Raw genomic sequence first — 23138 nt, 5'->3', positions numbered from 1 at the left:
TCGCCCATTGACCAATATTCCTCACTGCTGCCTCCCGTAGGAGTCTGGACCGTGTCTCAGTTCCAGTGTGGGGGACCTTCCTTGCAGAACCCCTAACCATCGTAGGCTTGGTAAGCCGTTACCTTACCAACTACCTAATGGCACGCATGCCCATCTTATACCGCCGTAGCTTTAATTATAAACAGATGCCTGTAAATAATACTATGGGACATTAATCCTCGTTTCCGAGAGCTATTCCCCAGTATAAGGTAGGTTGCATACGCGTTACTCACCCATCCGCCGGTCGCCACCAAGTATTGCTACCCGTGCTGCCCCGCGACTTGCATGTGTTAAGCCTACCGCTAGCGTTCATCCTGAGCCAGGATCAAACTCTCCATTGTAATTGTTCGTTCCTGTAACTCAATCCTTTAATCGAGTCACAATAATATTGTTCTCAAAAGAATCTTTGGTGCTAAATAACATTTCTCCAACGATGTCATAGAACTTCACACTAAATCTAAAGTTATATGAAAAACTTAGTGCGTATATTTTGCCTTACAATAAATATCTGTTTTTTAAAGAAAGCGGACACAAAGATAACAACTTTTAACAATACAATCCAAATTATTTAAAAAATACTTCGAAAATAATCTTGAATTATTAATAAATCTCTCTTCGTATCAAATTTCCTCGCCTCGATTTAAAGATTGCTCCTTTCAAAAGCGGGTACAAAAGTAGAACTTTATTAATTACTAAACAAATCTTTGAAACAAATTTTTGAAAATTTTATGGGAGAAAATTTATCAATTAATTGATTTGCAAAAGAATACAACCTGAAAAAAATAGCAATAATTATATATCTACCATATAATAAATGTACCAGAACTAGGAGAAATTGAGAAATCAGACTGAAATAACAGATGATCTAGTTGCTTATTGTCTTGAAAAATATTCCTGAGAAACAGTGCTTGCGGACTGTTATCAGTTGCCGATATTGACGCCCTGGACTTTTTAATATTCCTATAATAATGGTATGAACTGTTGATTAAACTATTATCAATATCAACGGTATATTTGCTGACATAGGCTCCCCAAGCGTGTCTAAGGGCTTTTACGGACAACGCTAACCAAATATGATTGGAGTACGAAAGCACGTAAACCGTATCAGAATCGACCGTAGTGGACGGAAAAATGTGCCTGAAATAGTTGTCGGTAGTTAATTGTCGGATATTAATAGTTTTTTTTGAGTTGCGTACAGAGAGTTTCTCGCCTGCCAATTTGGTGGTATTCTCATTTAACAGCAAATTGCTTTTTATGGTATCGGAAACGCAGATGCCTGCAATTGGCTCATATTCACCTGTTTCTAAATAGTCGATTGCACCTGTCCATATCCAACTGTCAATAAAATTAGACATGGTGTCGGCGGGTGAAATCTGATATTGTGCTGTATATTGCTCTAAATCAGACTTCTTGGGTGGCAATTGTTGCATTCGATTAAACAAATCGGGAAAACTGTTGAAACTGTACGCCTCGAAATATACGACTCCTTTGGGTATGTATCTTGTAAAATGGGTGTTCGATGGGGAAATGTTTTTCCATATATTAATGCGTTCGCTACTATTAATGGAGTAGAAACGCATAAGGAGTTTATTATCATACGCATTAACTATCCCCGTCAAAGTGTCGATAGGGATATAAAACGAGGTAAAAGGAGGTAAAATATCTTTGATATTATCCAATCTTGGGAAAATATCGCCTGATATATTAATAGTGTACGAGTTTTTGTCTTGAGTAAAAGTGTTATCTTGCTGTTTAGGCAAATAGGTAACCGGTATTTTCTCCAACACATCGGCGGTAGTTGATATTGCCGTGTATTTCATGGTGTTATAATAGAACAATTTATTGTTTGCATTGTCAACAATTTCAAATACCGTTTGATTATCTGTCAGATTTTGCGAAAACTCCTTGCTAAATTGCTCAGCCAGACCTTCCCTTAAAAACCATAAAACGGGATAGAGTTTATTGTTATCGGTATTAGAATGTATTTCGATAACAAAATCGGTTGTATTGTACAAACTGTCTAAAAATTTATTGTTTGATATCGCACCTAAGAAGGTATTTAAGGGCTGATATAAGTTGGTTAGGATACCAAAATCAGACCTCGCCGAACATTGTAAAGTTGTATAAACAACTGGTATTGAAACTGATGACTGTTTAGTTTTGTGAAAATGGTAATAGTAAATACCTAAACCAGCAGATATAAACAGAAGAACCGATAATATGGCAATGACAATCTTTCGCATATAGCAATGGGTTAAATTAGAGTGATAAAGATAATCTCTTTTTAAGTAATAGAAAAATTGTAAAAAGTTATCTCTATTTTTGCAGACGGTATTATTAAAATATTGAGTAATTTGCTGATTATTTAAAGCTACAAAAAATCACAACTACATGAGAAGAGACAATCAGGAATCGCAAAGAATATTGAGAATCAGAAGTTTATTATCCCGCGATTTAGGCGAGATTTTTTCACGAATGGGACCTGAGATTTATCCGGGAGTGATGTTTACTGTTACAACCGTTCGCATTACGCCCGATTTAAGTAAAGCAAGGGTTTATTTAAGTGTGTTTCCTGTCAAAGACAAAGAGGCTGTATTAGAAAAAGTTACTAAAAGTAGCTCAAAAATCCGCTATGAACTTGGGAAACGAATAGGTAAACAGATGCGAATAGTGCCCGAATTAACTTTTTTTATTGACGACAGCTTAGACTATATCGAAAGAATTGACGATTTGCTAAAGAAATAAGCCATGAAGTTTGAGTTTTTTATTGCCAAACGCTATTTTTTCTCACGAAAACGAAAGAATATAGTAAACATTATAACCACTATTTCGGTTGTAGGGGTGGCAATTGGAACAATGGCTTTAGTTATTGTGCTGTCGGTTTTTAATGGTTTCGACGACTTTGTTAAAACTCTTTTCGGGAGCTTTGACCCCGATTTGAAAATTGAACGAGCTGTAGGCAAAACAATGCCTGCTTATGACCAGACTTATAGGATGTTAACAAGTATTGAAGGGGTTAAAAAAGTTAGTCGCATATATGAAGATAACGCCCTGATTAGATACGACGAACGCACTCATCCTGCTCGTTTAAAGGGAGTTGAGAAAGATTGGTGGGACGTTAGTGGCGTTGACTCAATGCTTATTGATGGATCAATATTCACTGCTTACGACACTACTAATTTTTGCGTAGTTGGTCGTGAACTCTCTTATAATATTGGGTTGGGCTTACATTTTATTCAGGCTATGAATTTTTATGCACCTAAGAAAACATCATCACGTGAGATAAATGTAGCTGATGCCTTTGTGTCGAACTATATGTTCGCAACTGGAATATTTGCCATACAAAGCGATATTGACTCCAAATATGTTATAATGCCATATTCCTATGTGTCTGAACTATTTCAGGCTGATAGCTTAGTTACTTCGTTTGAGGTAAAAGTTGAGGATAACTACAATATTGCTGATGTGCAAAAAGAGATAAAATCTGCTATTGGCAACGATTACACCGTAAAAACACGGATAGAGCAACACGAGTTTCTGTACAAAGTCACGCAAGCCGAAAAATGGATAATATTTGCAATTCTTTCATTTATACTGTTAATTGCTTCGTTTACAATAATCGGCTCGTTGATGATGTTGATTATCGATAAAAAAGAGGACTCACAAACATTTCGGGTACTTGGAGCCGAATTAAAATCAATAAAACGAGTGTTTTTGTACGAAGGTTTTTTAATTACACTGTTTGGAGCACTCGCAGGAATGGCTATCGGATACACAATTTGTTGGGTTCAACAGCAGTTTGAACTGATAAAAATAAATGTTTCGGGAGAACTACTTATTGATGCCTACCCCGTAAAAATGATGGGAATAGATTTTCTGATGATTTTTGCCACAGTAATTGCAATTGGATATTTTGTCTCGTATTATCCTGTCTATTTTATTACTAAACGATATTTTGGTAATAGGCAGATGGGGTAATTTGAAAACTATTCAATTATTATTTGTTTATTGACAACGAAATATCCCCTATAACACGTTAATATTTTGCTACCATAATACCCCTATTTAAATTTCAACGTAGCAACACAAGGCAAATGGTCTGATATATCACCAAACTCCGTGGTAATTCGCGAGTCTATTAGCTCGAAACGTTGTGAGTTGAAAAAGATGTAATCTAAGCGTTCGTTGGGATTGTCGAACGGGAATGTGTTGTGTGCAGACATTACGTTATTTGTGTCGAATGCACAGGCAACCAATCTATTATCGTTTAGAAAGATATTTATTTCAGCATCAGCAACTTTGGGGTCGGAATTGAAATCGCCCAAGAGAATTACAGCAAAATCCTTTTCTAACTCCCAAAACAGCTTATATACAACATCTAACTGTCGGCTGCGAGTTTGCGCATCAAATGCCTCTGCGTGCAGATTAATAACAACTATTGGCTTTACAGGGTGATTTATTGTAACCACCTGCGCCAGGCGATCTAAGTAGATAGCTCTGTAAAAATAGGGCTTGCTCTGAACTCTTTCCAATTGGTGTACTTGTTGGTTAGCAATAGAATATTTGCTCATAACAGCTTGCCCCGAAAGCATTTTGCCAAAATGCACTTTGAAAGGCAAAAAAGGGAAAGGCACATAACGCTTATCCCAGTTGACGGCAAAAGCACCATAGGCAAACAACGAGTCGCATATCATTGTAGCTTGATTGGTGTAATACGAACGGCGACTATCAAAGTCAATTTCCTGAAAACCAATAATATCAGCGTCTAATTCGCTTAGTGCTTGTATAACTCGCTTTTCATTGTTTAAATAGAAGTCACGTGTGGGGCGCACGGGAAGATTGTTGGTCATACCCGACAGGTAACCAATATTGTACGTGGCTACGACCAAAACGCTATCTGTTTGTGTCTCGCCGTGCATTCCAGATGCCTGATATAGAGTATTATACTCCGATTGCTCAATTGTGCTGGATTTTGCCCAAAAGAAAAATCCCAGAAAAGCAATAATAATAAAAATTACCAGTAATGATGTTAAAATCAAGACCTTAAGCCCTAAAGAGCGTTGTTTCTTATTTGTGTTCCTTGACTGCATTTGTTGTGTTTGGATTAAAAAGTTAAACTGCGTTTGTATGTTATTGTACCGATTGCAACATTTTATAGAAAAGGAACTATTGTAAAGTTGCAATTTTGAATAAGTGAACGAACTCCCGAGTTATCGGGAGTGTTCACAATATCAAATCTTCATGCCTATCATTTCGAACTTCCTAATTTTGCTATCGCCTCATCCACAGCCTTCAGCAACGGCTCAGTAGAAATTTCCGTACCCACAGCATTTTTCATCCAAAGTTGTGGAACAATACGTCCTTGTGTGTACATCCTTTGTATTTCGTCAGCCATATTTTTGCCTTTCATGGCTTGCTCTACTTGAAACGAAATCAGATGCCCAATCGGATAGTTCGATAAATAGAGCGGATAATCAATCATATGTGAATAGATCCCCAAAATAGGCTCATCTTTATCGCCGAGGATACCGGCATAATACTCGTTCCACACCTTTTTAGCCTCATTGATAACGGCTTCTTTCAACTGTGCAGGAGTAACGTTAGGATTGGCATACATCCACTCCCAAGCAGCAATATCGACAAGAGCAACGCCCATTATCTCGTAGCATGACCAGAAATTATCCAATGCCAAATAAGCGTCTGCATCAGAATTAACATCCTCAAAACCGAGTAACTCCATATCACGTTTTTGGAACACAAACGCCACCGCTTCGGTAAATGCCGTATTGGGCACTCCATTTAACATCCAGTAATCCACATCGTAGAGCGTGATAGTCTGTTCTACGTTATGTCCAAACTCGTGTACAGCAATATTATAACCTTTATAATCCATACCATTTTCGCCAATTCGGGTACGCAAGCGAGCTTTATCTCCACGCATTACCGCACCCCAAGCGTGTCCTGCACCAACAGAAGGATCGACTTGTACCAAATTGGCTATCTCTTTGGCTTTTTCGGGTTTCCAGCCCAATTTTACTAAAATATTTGGCAGGTCTTTTTCGAGTGCCATCGGCGTGGGATATTTCTTCGAAGTAATTTTATTTAACTCCTCTTCCGACATTGTACCGCGAGCTTTAAAGCCATTGTACCAAATATCGTATGGTCGCAAATCGCGTCCTAATCTGCTTTTGATAATAGTTGCCACCTCTTTTACCTGCGGAGAAGAGAGCAACGTTGTAAAGAGTTTTTTCACGTCATCTACCGGAATTTCAGTCGTTCGGTCGAAATTACGTGATATAGCATTCGGATAATGTGACGAATAGGTATCATAAGCCTTTGTTACCTTGAAGTTTTTCAGCAGTGTTTCATATCGTACATCAGCTTCGGGAGTTGCCTGTACCTCTTCACCATTTTGATAAATTTTATTGGAAATCGGATTCCACATAAACTCTCCGCTGTTAATCACCTGACTTGGAATAGATTGGTCTATGATACGCTTCATTACAGTGTAGATCATCTCCTGTTTTTCCAATCCGTTTTCAGCATCGGCATAGTTGGATTTCAACTCATCGCGTAATCCCCAGTGGGTAATAAGCTTCATATCAGCAGGAAACAACATTTTACCTTCTTCGTTTAGCAGATTTCCCATAAAAATATTGTAAGCTGAGATGTAATTGTCTGCATCTGAAAGCGTTTGAGATGCTTCTTGAATAATTGATGCAGGAATGCGTGAAATATATTGGTCTCCCATACGCGCAAATGCCCACTGCTTACGTGTCCAATTTTCTCCAAGTGTAGTCTTCTCTTCAAGTGAATAGAACGGAAAGTTTAATGCTGTAATCAATGCGATTTTATTATTATAAAAATCTTCACTGACGTGCGCAGATATGTCGTATCCTGCAAACAGCACATCTACGGGCGAACTCTCTATTCCGGTCATCTGCACTGGCTCTTTTAACAGCACATCTACCTGATGCAGTTTACCGCTGATAATCTCAAAGTTACGCTCTAATCTGTTGTACAACTTGTCTAACTCGGCGGGATCTGCCACAAAATAGGTCCTGCAAAACTCCTCAAAGTCAGCTTCCGAGCCGTCAGACTCTATCCAAAGGTCAGCAACTTGGGAAATACCTTTTTCAACTCTAAATTTACAGGCATCGCCATGCGATTTCAAAAGAGTTTGAGTCACTCGCTCCACCGTACTTGCTTGAATAAAATCTTTTTTATCCATTGTTTCGTTACTTTTTGTATTACAACTAACTATAAAAGCCATTGTAAACAAAGCTATTAGAAAATAAATTGTTTTTTTCATTGATATTTGTTTTAAATTATATGTTATGTAAATTCTATTAGTAAACGCTATTTGCTGTGAAGAAAACTTTCCTATTTCTCCTTATGCTGGATGGGTAAACGTGGTATATTCCCACTTCCATAAAATTGAATATATGTCCTATCCAAATAACAAAGATACGTAATTTCCTTCTTACGAAAAAGAGTAGGTTGCAATGCAGAAATAGCCAGTAAAAAATCTAAATTATCAAAAACTATTCAAAGTTTTCTATAAATTTGTAAATAAAAAATTGCATTTGCTAGTTGAATCTTCCTCTGAAAAAAATTTAATATAAAATAAGCCCCATGAACAATATTCTAGAAACCTTATTAATTATATTTTACATATACTTAATATTGTCCACGATTTCAGTGATTTTATTAGAAAATCGCAATCCCTTAAAATCAATTGCGTGGTTGACTATACTTATTTTTATTCCTTTTTTAGGACTTATTCTCTATTTACTAATAGGGCAGGATTACCGCAAACGGAAAATGATTTCTCAAAAAAGTATCCAACGAATTAGTCAGCGTCCTTGCGCAGCGATAGACATTAACGAAATAGTTAACAGCGGGATAGAAATCAAATTCTTGAAGCTCATCAAAATGCTGAAAAACAACAGCGAAGCAGATGCCTATACGCACAATAAAATTGATGTGTACGCTGAGGGAGAGAACATTTTTGACTCCATGTTTGAAGCCATTCGCAACGCCAAAGATCATGTTCATATGGAGTTTTTCATTTTCGAAGATGATACCATATCAAATAAACTGCGAGAATTGTTAATAGAAAAATCCAAAGAGGGTGTATGTGTCAGAATGATATACGATTCCTTTGGTAGCCTAAAACTTTCCAGAAACTATTTGCGCACATTACGGGAAGCAGGCGTGGATGTAAAACCTTTTTTGCCTTTAAGACTGAGATTAGGACGAAGTAAAGTCAATTACAGAAACCACCGAAAGCTGATTGTTATTGACGGGAAAATAGGATTTACAGGAGGAGTTAACATCGGCGACAGGTATATTTACGGTGACAAGTTAGGTAAGTGGCGCGATACAATGGTCAGAATAGAGGGTCCCGGGGTACACGGGATTCAAAAGTTATTTTTGGTCGACTGGTATTTCGTTAAAAAAGAGCTTATTAGTGATGAAAGATACTTCCCTGAGCCACCAAGGTTTGATGAAAACATTATGCAGATGGTTGCATCCGGTCCCGACACAGACTGGAAAAGCATTATGCAGGGTATCTGCAGTTCCATTATGGCAGCAAAAAAATATGTTTATATCCATACACCCTATTTTATGCCCAATGAGTTGGTCAAAGGATGTATCCAGATGGCTGCATTGAGTGGCACTGAAATATGGCTGATGATTCCGGAAAAATCAGATGTACGCTTCACAGACTTGAGTGCTTCGAGCTTTCTGGGAGGCGTATTGGAAGCGGGAGTCCGCGTATTCAAATACCAGGCAGGCATGCTACACAGTAAAGCAATAGTAATCGATGATTTTCTTTCGATTGTGGGCTCAGCTAATATTGATGAGCGGAGCTTTGATATGTATTTTGAGGCCAATGCATTTATTTATGAAGAAGAGACTGCACTTCGTCTAAAACAGCTATTTATTGATGATTTACACTATTGCAAAGAAGTCACTCTTGAGGAATGGAACAACCGTACGAGGAGACAGAAAATGAAAGAATCCTTTGCAAGACTATTCAGTCCACTGATGTAACGACAATCAATTCAATTTATAACGAAAAATCTTACAAGGTATTATTTAATACCAATTGTAAATACCGATGTTACAGACACATAGTCCAAAAGAGTGATGGCGATATTTGGACTATAGTGTGTCCAATCGGTATAACAGCATATTCCAACACAAAAAATTAACCCAAATTCAAAACTCAATAAAATTCCCATACTCTAATGGGAATTAGAGTGTTCTTTGATTATTCCAATAATTTAGTCTTTACCTTACGCATTTCATCGTATATAAATTCTCCTAACTTATCAATCATGTTCAGCATCCGTCGTGAACGATAGCTATTATCCATCAGTGGTTTTACAGATTTAACAATTGATGATATTAACTTATCCTGATCTATTTTCCCTTCCATATACTCAGAAAGATAGTAATAATTTTCTATAATAGGCAGATAATCAGGTCGATCAATACGCTGTTTTTCTTTTTGCAGAAGATTATAACGCTTGCAGATTGACACTACTTTACCGTATTTTTCGGCATTAATCAATGCGAAAAGATAAGTGGTACAGTAGAGATGCCAGCGATGCTCAAAAATCTCTTTTCGGTAAGTTGTAAAGTATTGAGAAGCATAATATACCGCTTCTTCAATTTGTTTATTGGCAATGAAGGTACGTATGTAAAACGAAGCAAAACCAATTTTATAATAATTATTATTTGTTTTTTTCAACTCAGGAATAGATTTACGCATTAACTCCAAAGCTTCACTATTTTTCCCCTGTTTCAAAAGTACCCCACACAAATTTATGAGATAAAAAAGGTAATCGCTGTTCTTGTTTTGTATGGAAAGATAACCGTATTTTTCCGCTTCTTCCAATTCATGTAGTTTGGAATGCATCATCGTACGATTAGCGTAATAGTTTGACAGAATACGTTTCGAGTAAAATACAGGCGTTTTAAAAAAATTATCAAGATGCTGATACACAACAGCTTGCTTGTCAAACTCCCTATTATTATAGTAATGTATGGTGAGCCTAACCACTGCTCGGTATCTCGTGTATCCATCCAACGTTTCATCAAAAAATATTTTCGAAAGAAAATTTTCGATATTCTCTTTCTCTTCCGGATTGAACTCTATTTTTTTCACAATTCTTGCCGTAACATTATCGAGCTTAATATTCAGATTTTTTAGCTTGTAATATTGTTCATGATGAACTTCTAGAAAACCAGTTACCACCTTATTGTGTTTTGTACGACTCCGTACCATTAAGTAATCACGGTAATACTGTAAAAGTTCGTAGAATCGAATGTAATTATAGTTCGTGGGGTGCATTTTATTTATATTGCTCAAAATCACCGCTTCATCCGAAGGAACAATCACATCAGTCAAGATTTTTTTCTCAGTCTTAATCAGCCAGTCGAAAAAATAATCAACATCAATTTTAAGTAAGGTTTCTGTTATCCAGTTTTTCAGGTAGGAATATGTGCGTTTATCAATACTCTCATCGAACGGTTTCCATTGTTTTCTACTTGATGTGTTGTTGGAGTATATTTGTTTCAATATTTTTAGATTCAATGGTTTAGAGAAATTCTGTACAGCCATCAGATACTCTAATTCATGCGGGAATAAAGTATTGGCAAAATCAGTAAATATTGAAAGTTTGGGACGCATTTTAAGTTGTTTTGGAGCTTTAAAGGTACAAAAAAAGCGTGTCAAAAAAAATGACACGCTTTTTTCGATATTAATTATTAACCATCACTCTATTTCAATCCTTTCAAAAAATCAATTGTCTCTCTGTTGAACACTTCAGGTTTTTCAAACATCAAGAAGTGTCCCGTTTTTGGAATCATTACCAGTTTGCTATTTGGAATTTTGGATGCCCCATAGTTGGCAATATCCACCGTAGGTCCCGGATTCAAATAACGATTCGGGATAAGATTATCTTTTTCTCCGAAAAATATCAGTGTCGGGACTTTAATATCTTGTAAATAGTCAATCACAGGTTCACCCACCATTCCGTGAACAGACTGCACTACTGCGTAACAATAGGGTACAAAATCTTCTGCTGAGCGCATTTGCATTCGTTCAGTAATCATAAATTCGGCATCTTTTGGAGTACGGTAAAAGTTGCTTGCTAAGTTGTTTTGAATGGCTTCTGCGGTAGTGCCTTTTACACCATCTACAGTCATCACATCGCGGAACCACTGTTTTTGTCCTTTCGTAAAACCCTCAAAGCCAGCAGGTGCCGCTAATACAAGCCCTTTTACAATTTGAGGATACTGCAGATAAGTTGTCATAGCGATTTGTCCACCCATAGAGTGACCGCCGATAACCACTTTGTCTAATTTCAATTCTTTAACAAGTTCATTCACAATTCCCGCATAAAAAGTCATCATGCCACTGTGAGGTTCTTTGCTTGATTTTCCGTAGCCTGGAAGGTCTATAGCTATTACACGGTTAGTTTTGCTTAATTCGTCAATATTTTTCTCCCAAGCACGAAGATAGCTACCCAAACCGTGGATAAGAATGATAGTATTATTGCCTTTCCCCTCGTCAGTATATGCGATAGTAAATTCATTTTTTGGCAAATAAACTTTTTTTACCTGATATTTATAGTCTAACTCTTCAAAAGAGCTAATATCCTTGAGTGAAGAGTAAGGTGAGCACGCTCCAAAACCAATAGCCATAACTATTAAGCTTAATAATTTAATTTTCATATCTTGTTTCTCCTTTTCCTATTTTAGAACATCAACCATTTGAATACCAAAAACGCAGTCCATGGATTTACCGGACGAGTATCAACTCCGCCGTTTATCGCACTTCCGTAAGCAGCCTGCTTGCTGTCGTAGAAATCTCCCAGCATAAGATATGCGCCATGTAGTTCTAAACTCATGTATGGTCCAAAATTGTATTGAATATTTCCATTTACTTCTGCACCAATTAATGATCCTCCTCCTTCAGGTATAACATTACTCTGTCCAACAGAAGCGCCTAATTTTGCATTTAATTTGTAGGGAATAAAGCCTCTTGATACGCTTAAATTAGCATATGTCATCCCATACCCCATATTAGAAATATCCATTACGGCTGGAGTGAAGCGGTTTACCACATTGCCGTGAGGCATCAGTATATAAGAACCCGAGCTAATAAAAATTGCACCCGGTGCTCCCCATTGATTTCCTGTAATAACACCACTGTATTTTCCATCTTTTAGTGCGTTAGCATCGCCAGAAGTATAAAGCACATCCAATGTAATATTGTCATTTGAAGTTTGTCCGTAACGATACGAAACACGTCCGTTAGCTGCATAACCAAATATACTTGTCGCTTTAGCATATTCATCTGTTGACAATTGCAATGTATCTGCTTTACCTAAGTTCACATTTACGAAACCGCTTACAGTCCACGGGTCAAGCCATGTGTCGGCATTTCTATTAAAAAACGTTCCTAACCATACCACATCAGCACGATAGGGCGATGCTCCATAGTTGAAACGGAACGTTCCGTTGTGGTTCGCCAGAAGGCTATTGAACCCTTGTCCAAGAATAGAAACACCACCTGCACCGTTTCCACGGTCACGCAAATAGTAAGCTGAACCTCCCACTTTCCATGCGCGGCTCACATCTTTTTCGCCGTTCAACTCCATCAATGTTACATCGTCATCTAATTGAATGTAATTTTCATACAATTTATAATAACCTGCCTTTATGCGTGAAAAATCCCAGTCTTTGCGAGCTGAAATTCCAACACCATCTGTTCCAAAATAGGCTAACCGATAGCCTGTTATGGACATTTTATCGACTGTTGTAGTGTAAGGATTGTAAGGAGTGTCAAAAATTCTTAGTAACCCTAAGTTTATATAATAACCTTTAGCGGGATTAAGCTCCAATTCTATGTTTTGTGTTTGCAGGTTGACTTGGTCAGCCGAAAAACCTCCACCGAAGTTACCACCCACTCCGTAAGCCACGTCGCCCCACGTCCAGTCGAGTTCAAATGCCGCTCTCAATATTGCTTTCCCGTTGAAAAGATTTGGTTTATAAATAAAAAACGGAATAAGGCGTTGCTCGACATAAGCACTCGTTCGCTCGTTTGACGTAGTAGTAGTATTTCCACCAAATAAACGTCCCACCGTCTGACCTTTCAGAAAGTCATTCTCGGGATAAATATTAGATGTAACCGCTTGATTAATATAGAAGCCAATAAACTGGAACTCTTTATTTGCTTTTTCAGGTATCTCTTTTGTGAAATACTGATTGCTTGGCAATTGCGCCAAAACAGAAAAAGAGATAAAGGCTGAAAAAAGAAGCAATGATATTTTCTTCATTTTGTTAAATTTTGTCATTAAAAAAAACAAGAAATAATGATAACTAATTCATTAAATTAAAAAGGTCAGGGATAACCTTTTTTCTCCTGACCTTTTTAAATAAATAACGCAATGTTACCTTTTTACAAATTTTTGAATGTTAATATCTCCTATTGCACCACCGTTAGTACTTCCGAAACCTCCTTCTGGTGTAGGAGGAGTTGAGCCAATGTTAGGTTCAGTTTGTACAACTTCATACTTCATGGTGTAATTTGTACCTTCTTTGGTAATTTCAAAAATACCTTCGCTGGTTACAGCTGTAGGAGTAGATTGGTTCAATGTGATTTTCCAAATATTTCCTGTTCCAGACTTTTCCTGAACGTAATTACCCACATAAGCTGTTGGTACACCACCAGAATAAGATGTTACATCATAGGTGTTATTACTTTTGAATTCTGCTGTGATACTATCCACCTGGAAATATGTTACCAACAATGGAGCTACGTTATCACCTGCTGACAGCCAGTTTCCAACAATTCCGACTGATGTCTGATTGTTAGTGCCATCTACTTCACTTTTCTCTTTTTCACATGCAACAAAAGATAATGTTGCTACTGCGATTAAAACAAAAAATAGTTTTCTCATAATCTCTAAAATTAAATAGTTAATATTCTCATTATAAACACAAATTTAAATAATTAGTAATTGAAAAAAAAGAGCACATTAAAAATAATAGGGTTGACTTTTATATGATTTTCTCGTTATTTTTACATATAACATTGATACACAATTAATTAAAAATAACAGTTGTATGTCTGACCGTTCCTTATCCCCATCGAATAACATTAGCTCCCCAAGCATACCCAATTCCTGCTGCTATCATAGAAATCACCGTTCCGGGTTTCAGCAAATTTCTCTCCTGTGCTAAATGGAGTAACAAAATTTGGTCTATTTGACCAATGTGCCCGTAATTTTCAAGATAGATGCTCTGCTCCCATGTCAGTCCAAGTTCAGTCAGCATATAGCCAAACATACTGCGTTTAAAATGGAGACAACAAAGGAAGCCAAGTTCGCTTTTCTGAATCCCCGATTTCTCGAATGCTTTATCAATGCAATGAAACCAATTATCCATTGAAACTTCGTTAAGTCGATCTTTCATATGTTCTACATTGAAGACTTTCAGTGACTTATAAGCCAAATGAGCATTTTCTGCCGTTATCGGGTTTTCTGTTCCTCCATAAAACACACCTGCATCGCGCGCCATTGTTCCATCTGTGATGATGTGCGTGCCTAAAACTAAATTTTTGCCGTAGTTGCGTTTCAAAATCATCGCTCCGGCACCGGCACCCAGATTAAACATAAACGAAACAGCACTATCCTCAAAGTCGATGAAATCGCCGTTTCTATAACCGCCAACAATCATAATTGTTTTCAGCTCTTCGTCGGCTATCATCATATCTTTGGCTATTTTCATGGCTGCTACCGTTGTTCCGCAACGTTGCTGAATGTCGATTGCCCAAGCATTATTAGCCCCTATTTTCTCCTGAATATAAATTCCCGATGTGGTTAACGGATACTCTTTCCATTCCTCACCAATACAGAGAATCAGATCTATCTCCATAGGATCTACACCTGTGTTTTTTAGACAATCCAATGCAGCACGTACACCCATTTCCTGCGTGCCATCATCTGGACCGGCAACTGTTTTTTCAACAATTCCTAATTTTTCTATCACTGCCTCTTCACTCCATACGCCTTTTGTGGCTTCTGAAATCTGTTTAGCAGTCATCTTTGTTTCCGGCATGTAAATTCCGGTTCCTACTATTCCTACATTTACCATATCTTTTTATTTACGAGTTACGAATTACAAATTACGAGTTATAAGTTACAAGTTACGTATTACAACTTGTAATTTGTCGTTGAGTATAACTTCTAATAAACCAACAAGTTACTTCCTACAGACAGGCCTGCACCTGATGCCATAAATAGTACTGTATCTCCACGTTTGATTTTACCTGATTTAATGCCTTCGTGCATTGCCATTGGCACACAGCCAGAGCCAGTGTAGCCGTATCTGTCCATTATCATCATAGCTTTATCTACGGGTTGATTGATGGCTTCCATTACTTGTATAATCACCGAGCGATTAATTTGTGTAAAAATATAGTGGTCAATCTCATCGGTTTTAACTTTGTATTCGGCAAGAAGTTTATCAACTACCATGGGCCAAAGTCGCACGTTTCTGTCGCCCGGCATTGGTTTTAGACTTAGAAGACCGTTTTTCTCCTCTTCCAAAACCTCTTTGGTTACCGGCATTTTAGAACCGCCAGCATAGATACCTATAAAATCAAACTGAGTTCCATCGGTTAACATCTGGTTACCGATATAGCCTGATTTTCCCGTATCATCTTTTGTAAGAATAAAAGAGGCTGCTCCATCGGCAAAAATCGGATAAGAAAACGTATCTCCCGGACGGATAAATGCAGGCATATTATAGACTCCGGTTACCATTGCATATTTAATTTTAGGATTGTTTGCAAGAATCCGCGAAGCAGCATCAAAAGCCATTGTGAAACTCGCACACGATGCTGAAACATCAAAAGACATACTCCATTTTTCTCCTTTCTGTATCCTGCCTTGCTGGATAATGGCTGTTGCCGGAGTAATATATTCAGGCGTGTCGGTTGCCACGATAAACAGACCTATATCATTTGCTGATATACTCCCGTTTTTCAAGGCATCTTCCGCTGATTTGGTTACAAAATCAGCCGTAGTTTCATTCAGGTTTCTGAAATGGGCAATATGGCGTTGCTTGATTCCGATTTTTTCTTCAGTTTTTTCGTGATTAAACTCAATTCTTGCCAACTTTTTCAATTCTTCATTTCCTATTGGCTCGCCCGGTGCATACAGCCCGGTAGCAACTATTTTTATTGGTAACATAATATTTGATTTACGAATTACGAATTTTAAATTATTTACTTTACATCAGTATTATAAATATCCAATCTCTTCGGCTTGCTTTCTAAGCTCTTCTCTAAAATCGGGATGAGCAATGGAAATCAGCAGTTCGGTACGTTCGCGAACGGTGCGACCTGTTAGTCTTACACTTCCGTATTCAGTTACAACGTAATCTGTATTGCTGCGATGAAGCGTAACTCCCGTTCCCGGGGGCAATACAGGAACAATTGTAGAGATTGTTCCGCCTTTAGCAGTTGAACGGCAGGCGATTATGGATTTTCCTTTTCCATCTAAACCTTCGATAGCTCCAACAGCGGTATCACTCTGTCCTCCGGTTCCCGAATATTGCTGTGTACCAATACCTTCGCTCGCAACCTGACCGGTAAAATCAATCATCATGCAAGTGTTAATGGAAACCATTTTCGAGTTTTGACGAACTACAGAGGGGTCATTTACATACGAGCCACGTAGAAACTCTACTGCCGGATTATTATCCAACCACTCATAAAGTTTTTCACTTCCCATGGCAAACGTACAGATAAACTTTCCCTTATGTAAGCTCTTCTTCTTATTGGTAATAACACCCATATCGTACAGCTCCATCATGCTATCCACCATCATTTCGGTATGAACACCCAGATCTTTCTTGCTTCTCAGCATCAGTGCAGCAGCATTTGGGATTTCTCCAATTCCAAGTTGAATAGTCGAGCCGTCTTCAATCAAATCGGCGATATGTTTTCCAATTTTCATTGCTGCTTCATCAGGTTGAGGTTCGGGTATTGCAGGCGGATTTTGAGAATATTCTACAAAATAATCTACTTCCGAAACATGCACTTGGGTATCTCCAAATGTTCTAGGCAGTTTGTCATTTACCTCTAACACAACGACTTCCGCTACTTCTAAGATGTCTTTTTCATACGTTATTCCCAACGAAAGTGAAACAAACCCTTTCTCGTCGGGCGGTGTGCAAGTACCCACAAACATATGCGGACGGCGCACTTTCATCCTGTCAGACGCTGCATTGTGAAGCATATTAGGGACATAAGTAACAGTTCCCGTCTTCTCCTTTATCGCTTTACGCGAACCGGGCGCATGAAACCAGCTACAAAGTTCAAAATGTCCTTTCATTTCAGGTTTCATGTAGAATTCATAGGGTTTCAAAGTAAGTACAGAAAATACTTTTACATCTTTTACACGCTCTTTTGCCAAATGGAATACCGACATACATCCCTGTGGCTCAGAAGCGCACTGCGCCACAATCACATCTGAATCACTTTGGAGCAGATCGGGCATTTTTTCAAGTGGAATTAATTTACTTTTATATATTTCTTTGAATTTTGACATAGTATATTTAAATTTTAAATTTGATACTTCACTAAGCTTTCACTTTATTTCTGCTGAGAAAATGGACACTAAGCCCCACAACAAATGCTGCTATTATAGCGATGGCGGCTGCAATACCCGGATTTTGCACTTGGTCGCCAAAATAACGATTAGCAAAACCAAAGCTGGCAATACCTGACTTATATAGATAAGGAAGCAGGTAATAGACTACAAAATAGACTACAAGAGCAGTTATTGAGCCTGAAAGTGCAGACTTCTTCTTCACGTTTTTCAAGAAAATTCCAAACACTAACGGTACTATTAATATCGAAAAGTAGGAGTATGTTCCGTTTTGAGCAAAAATAGCCACGCTCACATTGGGATTGAGAATCTGCTCTCTTGACATTAGAAACGCTACCGCTGCCATTACGGCTATTACTACTCGATTAATGGCAATATAGCTGTTTTCGTTTTTTATCGACTTCCCAAAAAGTGGTTTGATAAGGTCAGTTGTTATTGTCGTACTTAACGATTGAATCAGCCCCTCGATAGTTGAAAAACCTGCACTAATTAGTCCCAAAATTACCAAAAGTCCAACCAACAACGAACCAAATCCACCTGAGAAAACAGTAATTACATAATTGGGTATAACACTATCCACATTGATAGGCTCTCCATTTAATGTTAAATCAGGGAAAAGTAAACGTGCAAACAATCCTACAAATACCACCGAAAAGAATAAAAATTGAACAATAACCGAGACTATTAGGAATTTATTTACGTCTCTTTCTTTTTTTAGTAACAAAGATTTGGTAATGATGTGTGGTTGGGCTACTACTGCTGCTCCTACAACTAATTGTGCAATAACTATTTCAAAGAAATCACGGAAGAGCGGACTTTGCTCATTCGGGAACTTTACTAATTGTGGATCAATTATCTTTAACTTTTCAAAGAACCCGAAAAATCCGTCTTTAAAAAATTGTATTCCTGAACCAAGTAAAATAAGTGCTACCAAAATCATTAGCGAAGCCTGAATTACATTGGTATAAACCATGGAGTTAGCTCCGCCAAACATCATATAACCAAATGTAAAGATAACCACGACAGCAAGAACTACAATCTGATTGGCATTCAATGCTTGTGCGACTACCTTTACCAAAGCAACCAAAATCAACACAAGAAATGTCAACAGCAGAACTGTAAGTATAGCGATAAACAGTGCGTATCCTTTACTGTTATATCTGTTTCCTACCCAGCTCGACAAGGTTAGCGCATTTACTGACTGACCATATTTTCTGAAACTTTTTGTGAGAATAACCAACGATGCCAGTGATGCAAACGGAAACACTAATCCGTACGAGATATAGGCACTTATACCGTAAGTGGCTATCAATCCGGGATTTATCACGAAAGTAGCAGCACTTGTCATGGCTGCAGCCAATGACAACGCTACGTAAACAGGCGAAAACGTAAAACTCCCAACCGCGTAGTCTTTGATGCTTTTCGTACCACGCGCACCTTTAATAACGAAGTAGAGTACGAACACCACATAAACCGCAAAGAGTATGGATGCTCCAATAACTTGTGCTGATGTTGCCATAGACTTTAGTTTTAAACAGTTATACCACCATCAACACTCAAAACAGTTCCGTTGATGTAAGCTGCGTCGTCGCTTGCAAGGAACAGATAAGCTGCCGCAATCTCTTCGGGTTGACCAAGGCGTTTCAAAGGCACTTTGTCTTCCATTGATTTCAATACTTCGGCAGGCATTTTTTTAACCATTTCGGTTGCTATAAATCCAGGTGCTACAGCGTTAACAGTTACACCTTTACGACCTAGTTCACGAGCCAAGGTTTTGGTCATACCAATCAATCCTGACTTGGTTGCCACATAGTTTGTCTGTCCAAAGTTTCCGTAAAGAGCCACCACAGATGAAGCGTTGATAATTCTTCCCCAACCTTTTTCCACCATTACATCCGATGCACATTTACAACAGTTGAAAACACCTGTAAGGTTCACATCAATAACCTGTTGCCAGGTTTCAGGAGTCATTTTCTTAATGGTGCTGTCGCGGGTAATTCCAGCATTGTTGATAATAATATCCAATTTCCCGAATTGGTCAACAACCTTTTTTGTAGCTGCTTCAACTTCTGCGTAAACAGCAGTATTCACTTTTGCAAAAGTCGCTTTGCCACCAGCATCTTTAATAAGTTTTACGGTTTCGTTACCTTTTTCTTCATTAAGGTCCCAGATTACAACTACTGCGCCTTCTTGCGCAAAACGAATGGCGGTCGCTTTTCCAATTCCGTCAGCACCGCCTGTAATAATCGCAATTTTATTTTTAAGTTTCATGATAAAATAATTTACTTGCCTATAGTCTCTAAAGGATTGCTATAAGGCAAAAGATTAATTAGTTAAATGTTTAATTTATTTTTATAAAGTTCTTATAATCTACCCTTTTTGTCAAATTTATGGATTAAAAAAAGTGTTTCAAAGGTTGTTTTTAATTACATTGGGTTGACAATTGCTGCATTTTTACATTTATTATAAAATAAATAACTAATATACAGTAGATTAAGTAAAAATAAAGTATCATGGACTTGATTGAGTAATCTATGGTAATACCGATTGAATAAATACTAAAACTTTTTTTTAGTTTTACACAGTTGTTTTTTAAACTATTAAAACCATGTACGGAATTGTAATAACATCGACAAATAAGGCTGATATAAAATTGCTTATAGATTTGGCAAAACGAATTGGATTGTCGTATAAAACATTGTCAAACAATGAAATAGAAGAAGCCGAATTGCTTAAAGCAATGGAAGAGGGCAAAAAATCTAAATTTGTTCCTGAGGATAGGATAATGAAAAAGCTAAAGAGAGATACAGGTAAAACTTCATAAAATAAAAAGAATCCTAAGTGGGGTTGTTATATCTATCAAAGGTACGCCTATAAAAGGCATTAACGGCACTGTTAGAAACGGCTAACTATCCTAAGCCGAGATATAAAACCCTATCAATTAGCCCTAACTTAGAATTCAAATTCAAAGATACAAAAAGAAAACCGATAATAAAAGCCTATCAAAGTTGAAACGGTTTTGCACTTTAAAAAATATTGTATATTTTTGTTTAAGAAAGGATTGCCCCACTCGTTTTGGACGTAAAGAGCCTGGACTGTCTTAAAACGGTCATTGTTCGGCGGGAAACGTCCTTTCTTGTTTTATAAAGGCTTTTAACAGATACATACTCAAACCAAATAACTTTGTGTGTAGATGGAATTTTAATATTAACACAAATATATGCCTCACAATAAAAACTCTGACAAGCAATCAACATCAATTTTGGTTACAGGCGGCACGGGTATGCTTGGTGCCAACGTGCTTGAACAGCTTACACGCAAAGGATTTTCCGTTAGAGCCACAAAACGTCCAACCTCCTCTTTTAAGCTGATTCACAAGGTTTTTGAACGCTCGGCAGAAAACCCAGTTGAGCAGTTTAACAGAATTGAGTGGGTTGAAGCCGATTTGCTAAACGCAGAGCAGATGCTGAACGCAACGCGCAATATTCGGTTAGTTTTTCACGCCGGCGCTATGGTGTCGTTCAGTCCAAAAAACTCTAAAGAGATTATACACACAAACCAACAGGGAACAGCCAACCTTGTTGACGCCTGCATAGCAAACGGTGTAAAAGAGATTTGCTACGTCAGCTCAATTGCCGCACTTGGAAAGGCTAAAAATGGAGAAGCCATTGATGAAACATGCGCTTGGGAAGGTGACAAAGGTCAAGGTGCATACGCAATTAGCAAACATCGTGGCGAAGTTGAAGTTATGCGCGCCATGGAACATGGTATAAGGCTAAATATAGTATGTCCCTCAATTATTCTCGGTCCCGACCAGCTTGATGGCATTGGTGGACAGATTATTAGTTTAGTTAGCAAAGGGCTTCCATTTTACACCAACGGAATGATTGGATACGTTGACGCACGCGATGTTGCAAAAATTATGATTAAGCTAATGCTCGAAACAGATTTGAACGGCGAACGTTTTATTGCAAATTCCGAAGATATAACGTTCAGGCAAGCATTTGAAATTATGGCAGAACTTCTTGAAAAGCGAAAACCATTTATTCCTATCTACCCGTGGATGAACTACCTCTCCTACCCTTTTATTTTGCTCTTTGGCTTTCTAATAGGTAAAGGGGCTTTTATCTCATTCTCGAATATGATGTTTATTTTCAATAAGTCGAAGTATTCGAACAAGAAGGTTCGACAAATGCTTGATTTTCAGTTTACTTCTGTTGAAGAGAGTTTGCGGTTTTCGATTAAACCGTGACTAAGATTGTTATTGCTGTTGTAGTAGAGAGATAAAAAATCTCTTGATCTTTTGAGAAAATGGCGCTCTATATGCGCCAACGTCGCTCAACAAATCAAGAGATATGCAAATATAACATTTATTTTTCAAAATCTAGCAAAAAGATAACGGAACTATTATTGCGGAGCGATAAAATAAAAACTCTTGACCTGTTAGACAAATGGCAAACCGTTCTCACCAATCTTGAACAACAAATCAAGAGTTGAGCAAATATAACAATAGATTTTCAAAATCCTGCAAGAAAATCATGAAAGTATCACTAATTGATGATACAACTCGTTAGTTGATAATTAATAAGGGTTGTGAATTGATTTCGGAAATTTGTATCTTTATAATCTGAAACAGCCAACGATGGTAAAATATATCGTACAACTTACGTTCCTGTTAAGGGCAAATTTCCAGAAGCCAAATTAAAGCAGCTAAAATAATTTATCGAAATTTACAAGATGGAAATTGTTTATCGCTGGGAGCAGTATTTTATTTGAAAAAATCAAGGTTACAAAACAAACAATCAAAAATCCGTTAAAAAATGAGAATAGATTCGATTAAGCATTTAAACGGCTATCAGTTAGAGGTCGTTTTCGATAATGGGGTTAAAAAGATAATTGATTTAGAAAAATTTTTAAAATCAACTACGCACCCATTAATCAAAAAGTATTTAGATGTTAGCCTTTTCAGTCAGGTTTACATTGATAGTCAGGGTTCTCCTTGTTGGGGAGATAATGATTTTGACATTAACCCCCAAAGCATTATTAACGATGAGTTTACGATTTTCGATTAGTAAATAGCAATGTAAAGGTAGTAATTGCCAATTGCAAAGAGTAAATCCACAACCACAATTTTAACCTGTTTTACTTTTACTCCGAAATTGTAACTTTTCATAACTTTCATATTTTGGTTGAGTTGTGAATTGCTTTCAGAAATTTGTATCTTTAGGATCTAAAACAGCAAAGCATATAAAAGAGATTGCGGCGCAGTTGTTGTGAATTGCTTTCAGAAATTTGTATCTTTAGGATCTAAAACAGCAAAACAGGCGCTAAAGGTATGTACAATCTTGTTGTGAATTGCTTTCAGAAATTTGTATCTTTAGGATCTAAAACAGCCTAAAT

The 23138-nt window shown here is 37.5% G+C and carries 18 protein-coding genes and 1 rRNA gene; 6 read left to right on the top strand and 13 right to left on the bottom strand.

What is annotated here, in order from left to right:
* Together GX311_01620 and GX311_01615 are read right to left on the bottom strand one after the other, a co-directional pair.
* Positions 1-383: ribosomal RNA gene (locus GX311_01620) — 16S ribosomal RNA — on the bottom strand; the annotation flags it as partial.
* A gap of 456 nt (positions 384-839) precedes the next feature.
* Complete coding sequence (locus tag GX311_01615; GenBank protein ID NLK15077.1) at positions 840-2282, bottom strand: hypothetical protein; 1443 nt, start codon at positions 2280-2282, stop codon at positions 840-842.
* A 148-nt stretch (positions 2283-2430) separates the two neighbouring features.
* Here GX311_01615 and rbfA point away from each other — a divergent pair, with 148 nt between their 5' ends.
* Both rbfA and GX311_01605 read left to right on the top strand, forming a co-directional pair.
* A complete protein-coding gene (gene rbfA / locus GX311_01610; protein ID NLK15076.1) occupies positions 2431-2784 on the top strand; it encodes a 30S ribosome-binding factor RbfA in 354 nt (117 codons plus the stop codon).
* Between the two features lie 3 nt (positions 2785-2787).
* Positions 2788-4017, top strand: coding sequence for an FtsX-like permease family protein (locus GX311_01605; GenBank protein ID NLK15075.1), 1230 nt, complete (start codon positions 2788-2790; stop codon positions 4015-4017).
* Positions 4018-4100: 83 nt separating this feature from the next.
* Here the strand turns inward: GX311_01605 and GX311_01600 are convergent, their stop codons facing one another.
* Both GX311_01600 and GX311_01595 read right to left on the bottom strand, forming a co-directional pair.
* A complete protein-coding gene (locus GX311_01600) occupies positions 4101-5129 on the bottom strand; it encodes an endonuclease/exonuclease/phosphatase (GenBank protein NLK15074.1) in 1029 nt (342 codons plus the stop codon).
* Positions 5130-5287: 158 nt separating this feature from the next.
* A complete protein-coding gene (locus GX311_01595; protein NLK15073.1) occupies positions 5288-7351 on the bottom strand; it encodes a hypothetical protein in 2064 nt (687 codons plus the stop codon).
* A gap of 323 nt (positions 7352-7674) precedes the next feature.
* Here GX311_01595 and cls point away from each other — a divergent pair, with 323 nt between their 5' ends.
* Positions 7675-9099 (top strand): cardiolipin synthase, encoded by a 1425-nt coding sequence (cls, locus tag GX311_01590; protein NLK15072.1) that lies wholly within the window; start codon positions 7675-7677, stop codon positions 9097-9099.
* 220 nt (positions 9100-9319) lie between these two features.
* Here the strand turns inward: cls and GX311_01585 are convergent, their stop codons facing one another.
* The 9 genes from GX311_01585 to fabG form a co-directional block, all read right to left on the bottom strand.
* Positions 9320-10744, bottom strand: coding sequence for a hypothetical protein (locus tag GX311_01585; protein ID NLK15071.1), 1425 nt, complete (start codon positions 10742-10744; stop codon positions 9320-9322).
* An 89-nt stretch (positions 10745-10833) separates the two neighbouring features.
* Positions 10834-11790, bottom strand: coding sequence for an alpha/beta hydrolase (locus GX311_01580; GenBank protein NLK15070.1), 957 nt, complete (start codon positions 11788-11790; stop codon positions 10834-10836).
* 23 nt (positions 11791-11813) lie between these two features.
* Positions 11814-13397, bottom strand: a complete 1584-nt coding sequence (locus tag GX311_01575; protein NLK15069.1) for a hypothetical protein — start codon at positions 13395-13397, stop codon at positions 11814-11816.
* A gap of 114 nt (positions 13398-13511) precedes the next feature.
* A complete protein-coding gene (locus GX311_01570; GenBank protein ID NLK15068.1) occupies positions 13512-14021 on the bottom strand; it encodes a hypothetical protein in 510 nt (169 codons plus the stop codon).
* 181 nt (positions 14022-14202) lie between these two features.
* Positions 14203-15216, bottom strand: coding sequence for a 3-oxoacyl-ACP synthase (locus GX311_01565; protein ID NLK15067.1), 1014 nt, complete (start codon positions 15214-15216; stop codon positions 14203-14205).
* A gap of 92 nt (positions 15217-15308) precedes the next feature.
* Positions 15309-16316: a ketoacyl-ACP synthase III gene (locus GX311_01560; protein ID NLK15066.1), complete on the bottom strand. Its 1008-nt coding sequence runs from the start codon at positions 16314-16316 to the stop codon at positions 15309-15311.
* 51 nt (positions 16317-16367) lie between these two features.
* Positions 16368-17678: a 4-hydroxybutyrate--acetyl-CoA CoA transferase gene (locus GX311_01555; GenBank protein ID NLK15065.1), complete on the bottom strand. Its 1311-nt coding sequence runs from the start codon at positions 17676-17678 to the stop codon at positions 16368-16370.
* Between the two features lie 31 nt (positions 17679-17709).
* Positions 17710-19257: a sodium:solute symporter gene (locus GX311_01550; protein ID NLK15064.1), complete on the bottom strand. Its 1548-nt coding sequence runs from the start codon at positions 19255-19257 to the stop codon at positions 17710-17712.
* A gap of 11 nt (positions 19258-19268) precedes the next feature.
* The gene (gene fabG, locus GX311_01545) at positions 19269-20012 is read right to left on the bottom strand and encodes a 3-oxoacyl-ACP reductase FabG (GenBank protein NLK15063.1); all 744 of its coding nucleotides are present in this window, start codon (positions 20010-20012) and stop codon (positions 19269-19271) included.
* 334 nt (positions 20013-20346) lie between these two features.
* Here fabG and GX311_01540 point away from each other — a divergent pair, with 334 nt between their 5' ends.
* The 3 genes from GX311_01540 to GX311_01530 all read left to right on the top strand — a co-directional run bounded on the left by GX311_01540 (position 20347) and on the right by GX311_01530 (position 22810).
* Complete coding sequence (locus GX311_01540) at positions 20347-20562, top strand: hypothetical protein (protein NLK15062.1); 216 nt, start codon at positions 20347-20349, stop codon at positions 20560-20562.
* 396 nt (positions 20563-20958) lie between these two features.
* Complete coding sequence (locus GX311_01535) at positions 20959-21990, top strand: NAD-dependent epimerase/dehydratase family protein (GenBank protein NLK15061.1); 1032 nt, start codon at positions 20959-20961, stop codon at positions 21988-21990.
* Between the two features lie 568 nt (positions 21991-22558).
* On the top strand, positions 22559-22810 hold the full coding sequence (locus tag GX311_01530) for a DUF2442 domain-containing protein (protein NLK15060.1): 252 nt from the start codon (positions 22559-22561) through the stop codon (positions 22808-22810).
* Positions 22811-23138 lie beyond the last annotated feature (328 nt).

It is taken from the genome of Bacteroidales bacterium (assembly GCA_012519055.1).
Classification (GTDB): Bacteria; Bacteroidota; Bacteroidia; order Bacteroidales; family Salinivirgaceae; genus JAAYQU01.
The sequence above is the reverse complement of the archived record's forward strand: the minus strand, read 5'-3'. Positions and strand labels throughout refer to the sequence as shown.

Bases quoted from the DNA above. Each gene is read 5' to 3' on its own strand.
- cls (NLK15072.1), top strand. From the start codon at position 7,675: ATGAACAATATTCTAGAAACCTTATTAATTATATTTTACATATACTTA.
- GX311_01595 (NLK15073.1), bottom strand. From the start codon at position 7,351: ATGAAAAAAACAATTTATTTTCTAATAGCTTTGTTTACAATGGCTTTT.
- GX311_01565 (NLK15067.1), bottom strand. From the start codon at position 15,216: ATGGTAAATGTAGGAATAGTAGGAACCGGAATTTACATGCCGGAAACA.
- GX311_01555 (NLK15065.1), bottom strand. From the start codon at position 17,678: ATGTCAAAATTCAAAGAAATATATAAAAGTAAATTAATTCCACTTGAA.
- GX311_01540 (NLK15062.1), top strand. From the start codon at position 20,347: ATGTACGGAATTGTAATAACATCGACAAATAAGGCTGATATAAAATTG.
- GX311_01535 (NLK15061.1), top strand. From the start codon at position 20,959: ATGCCTCACAATAAAAACTCTGACAAGCAATCAACATCAATTTTGGTT.
- GX311_01580 (NLK15070.1), bottom strand. From the start codon at position 11,790: ATGAAAATTAAATTATTAAGCTTAATAGTTATGGCTATTGGTTTTGGA.
- GX311_01615 (NLK15077.1), bottom strand. From the start codon at position 2,282: ATGCGAAAGATTGTCATTGCCATATTATCGGTTCTTCTGTTTATATCT.
- GX311_01550 (NLK15064.1), bottom strand. From the start codon at position 19,257: ATGGCAACATCAGCACAAGTTATTGGAGCATCCATACTCTTTGCGGTT.
- GX311_01605 (NLK15075.1), top strand. From the start codon at position 2,788: ATGAAGTTTGAGTTTTTTATTGCCAAACGCTATTTTTTCTCACGAAAA.
- GX311_01575 (NLK15069.1), bottom strand. From the start codon at position 13,397: ATGAAGAAAATATCATTGCTTCTTTTTTCAGCCTTTATCTCTTTTTCT.
- GX311_01600 (NLK15074.1), bottom strand. From the start codon at position 5,129: ATGCAGTCAAGGAACACAAATAAGAAACAACGCTCTTTAGGGCTTAAG.
- GX311_01585 (NLK15071.1), bottom strand. From the start codon at position 10,744: ATGCGTCCCAAACTTTCAATATTTACTGATTTTGCCAATACTTTATTC.
- rbfA (NLK15076.1), top strand. From the start codon at position 2,431: ATGAGAAGAGACAATCAGGAATCGCAAAGAATATTGAGAATCAGAAGT.
- GX311_01530 (NLK15060.1), top strand. From the start codon at position 22,559: ATGAGAATAGATTCGATTAAGCATTTAAACGGCTATCAGTTAGAGGTC.
- GX311_01570 (NLK15068.1), bottom strand. From the start codon at position 14,021: ATGAGAAAACTATTTTTTGTTTTAATCGCAGTAGCAACATTATCTTTT.
- GX311_01560 (NLK15066.1), bottom strand. From the start codon at position 16,316: ATGTTACCAATAAAAATAGTTGCTACCGGGCTGTATGCACCGGGCGAG.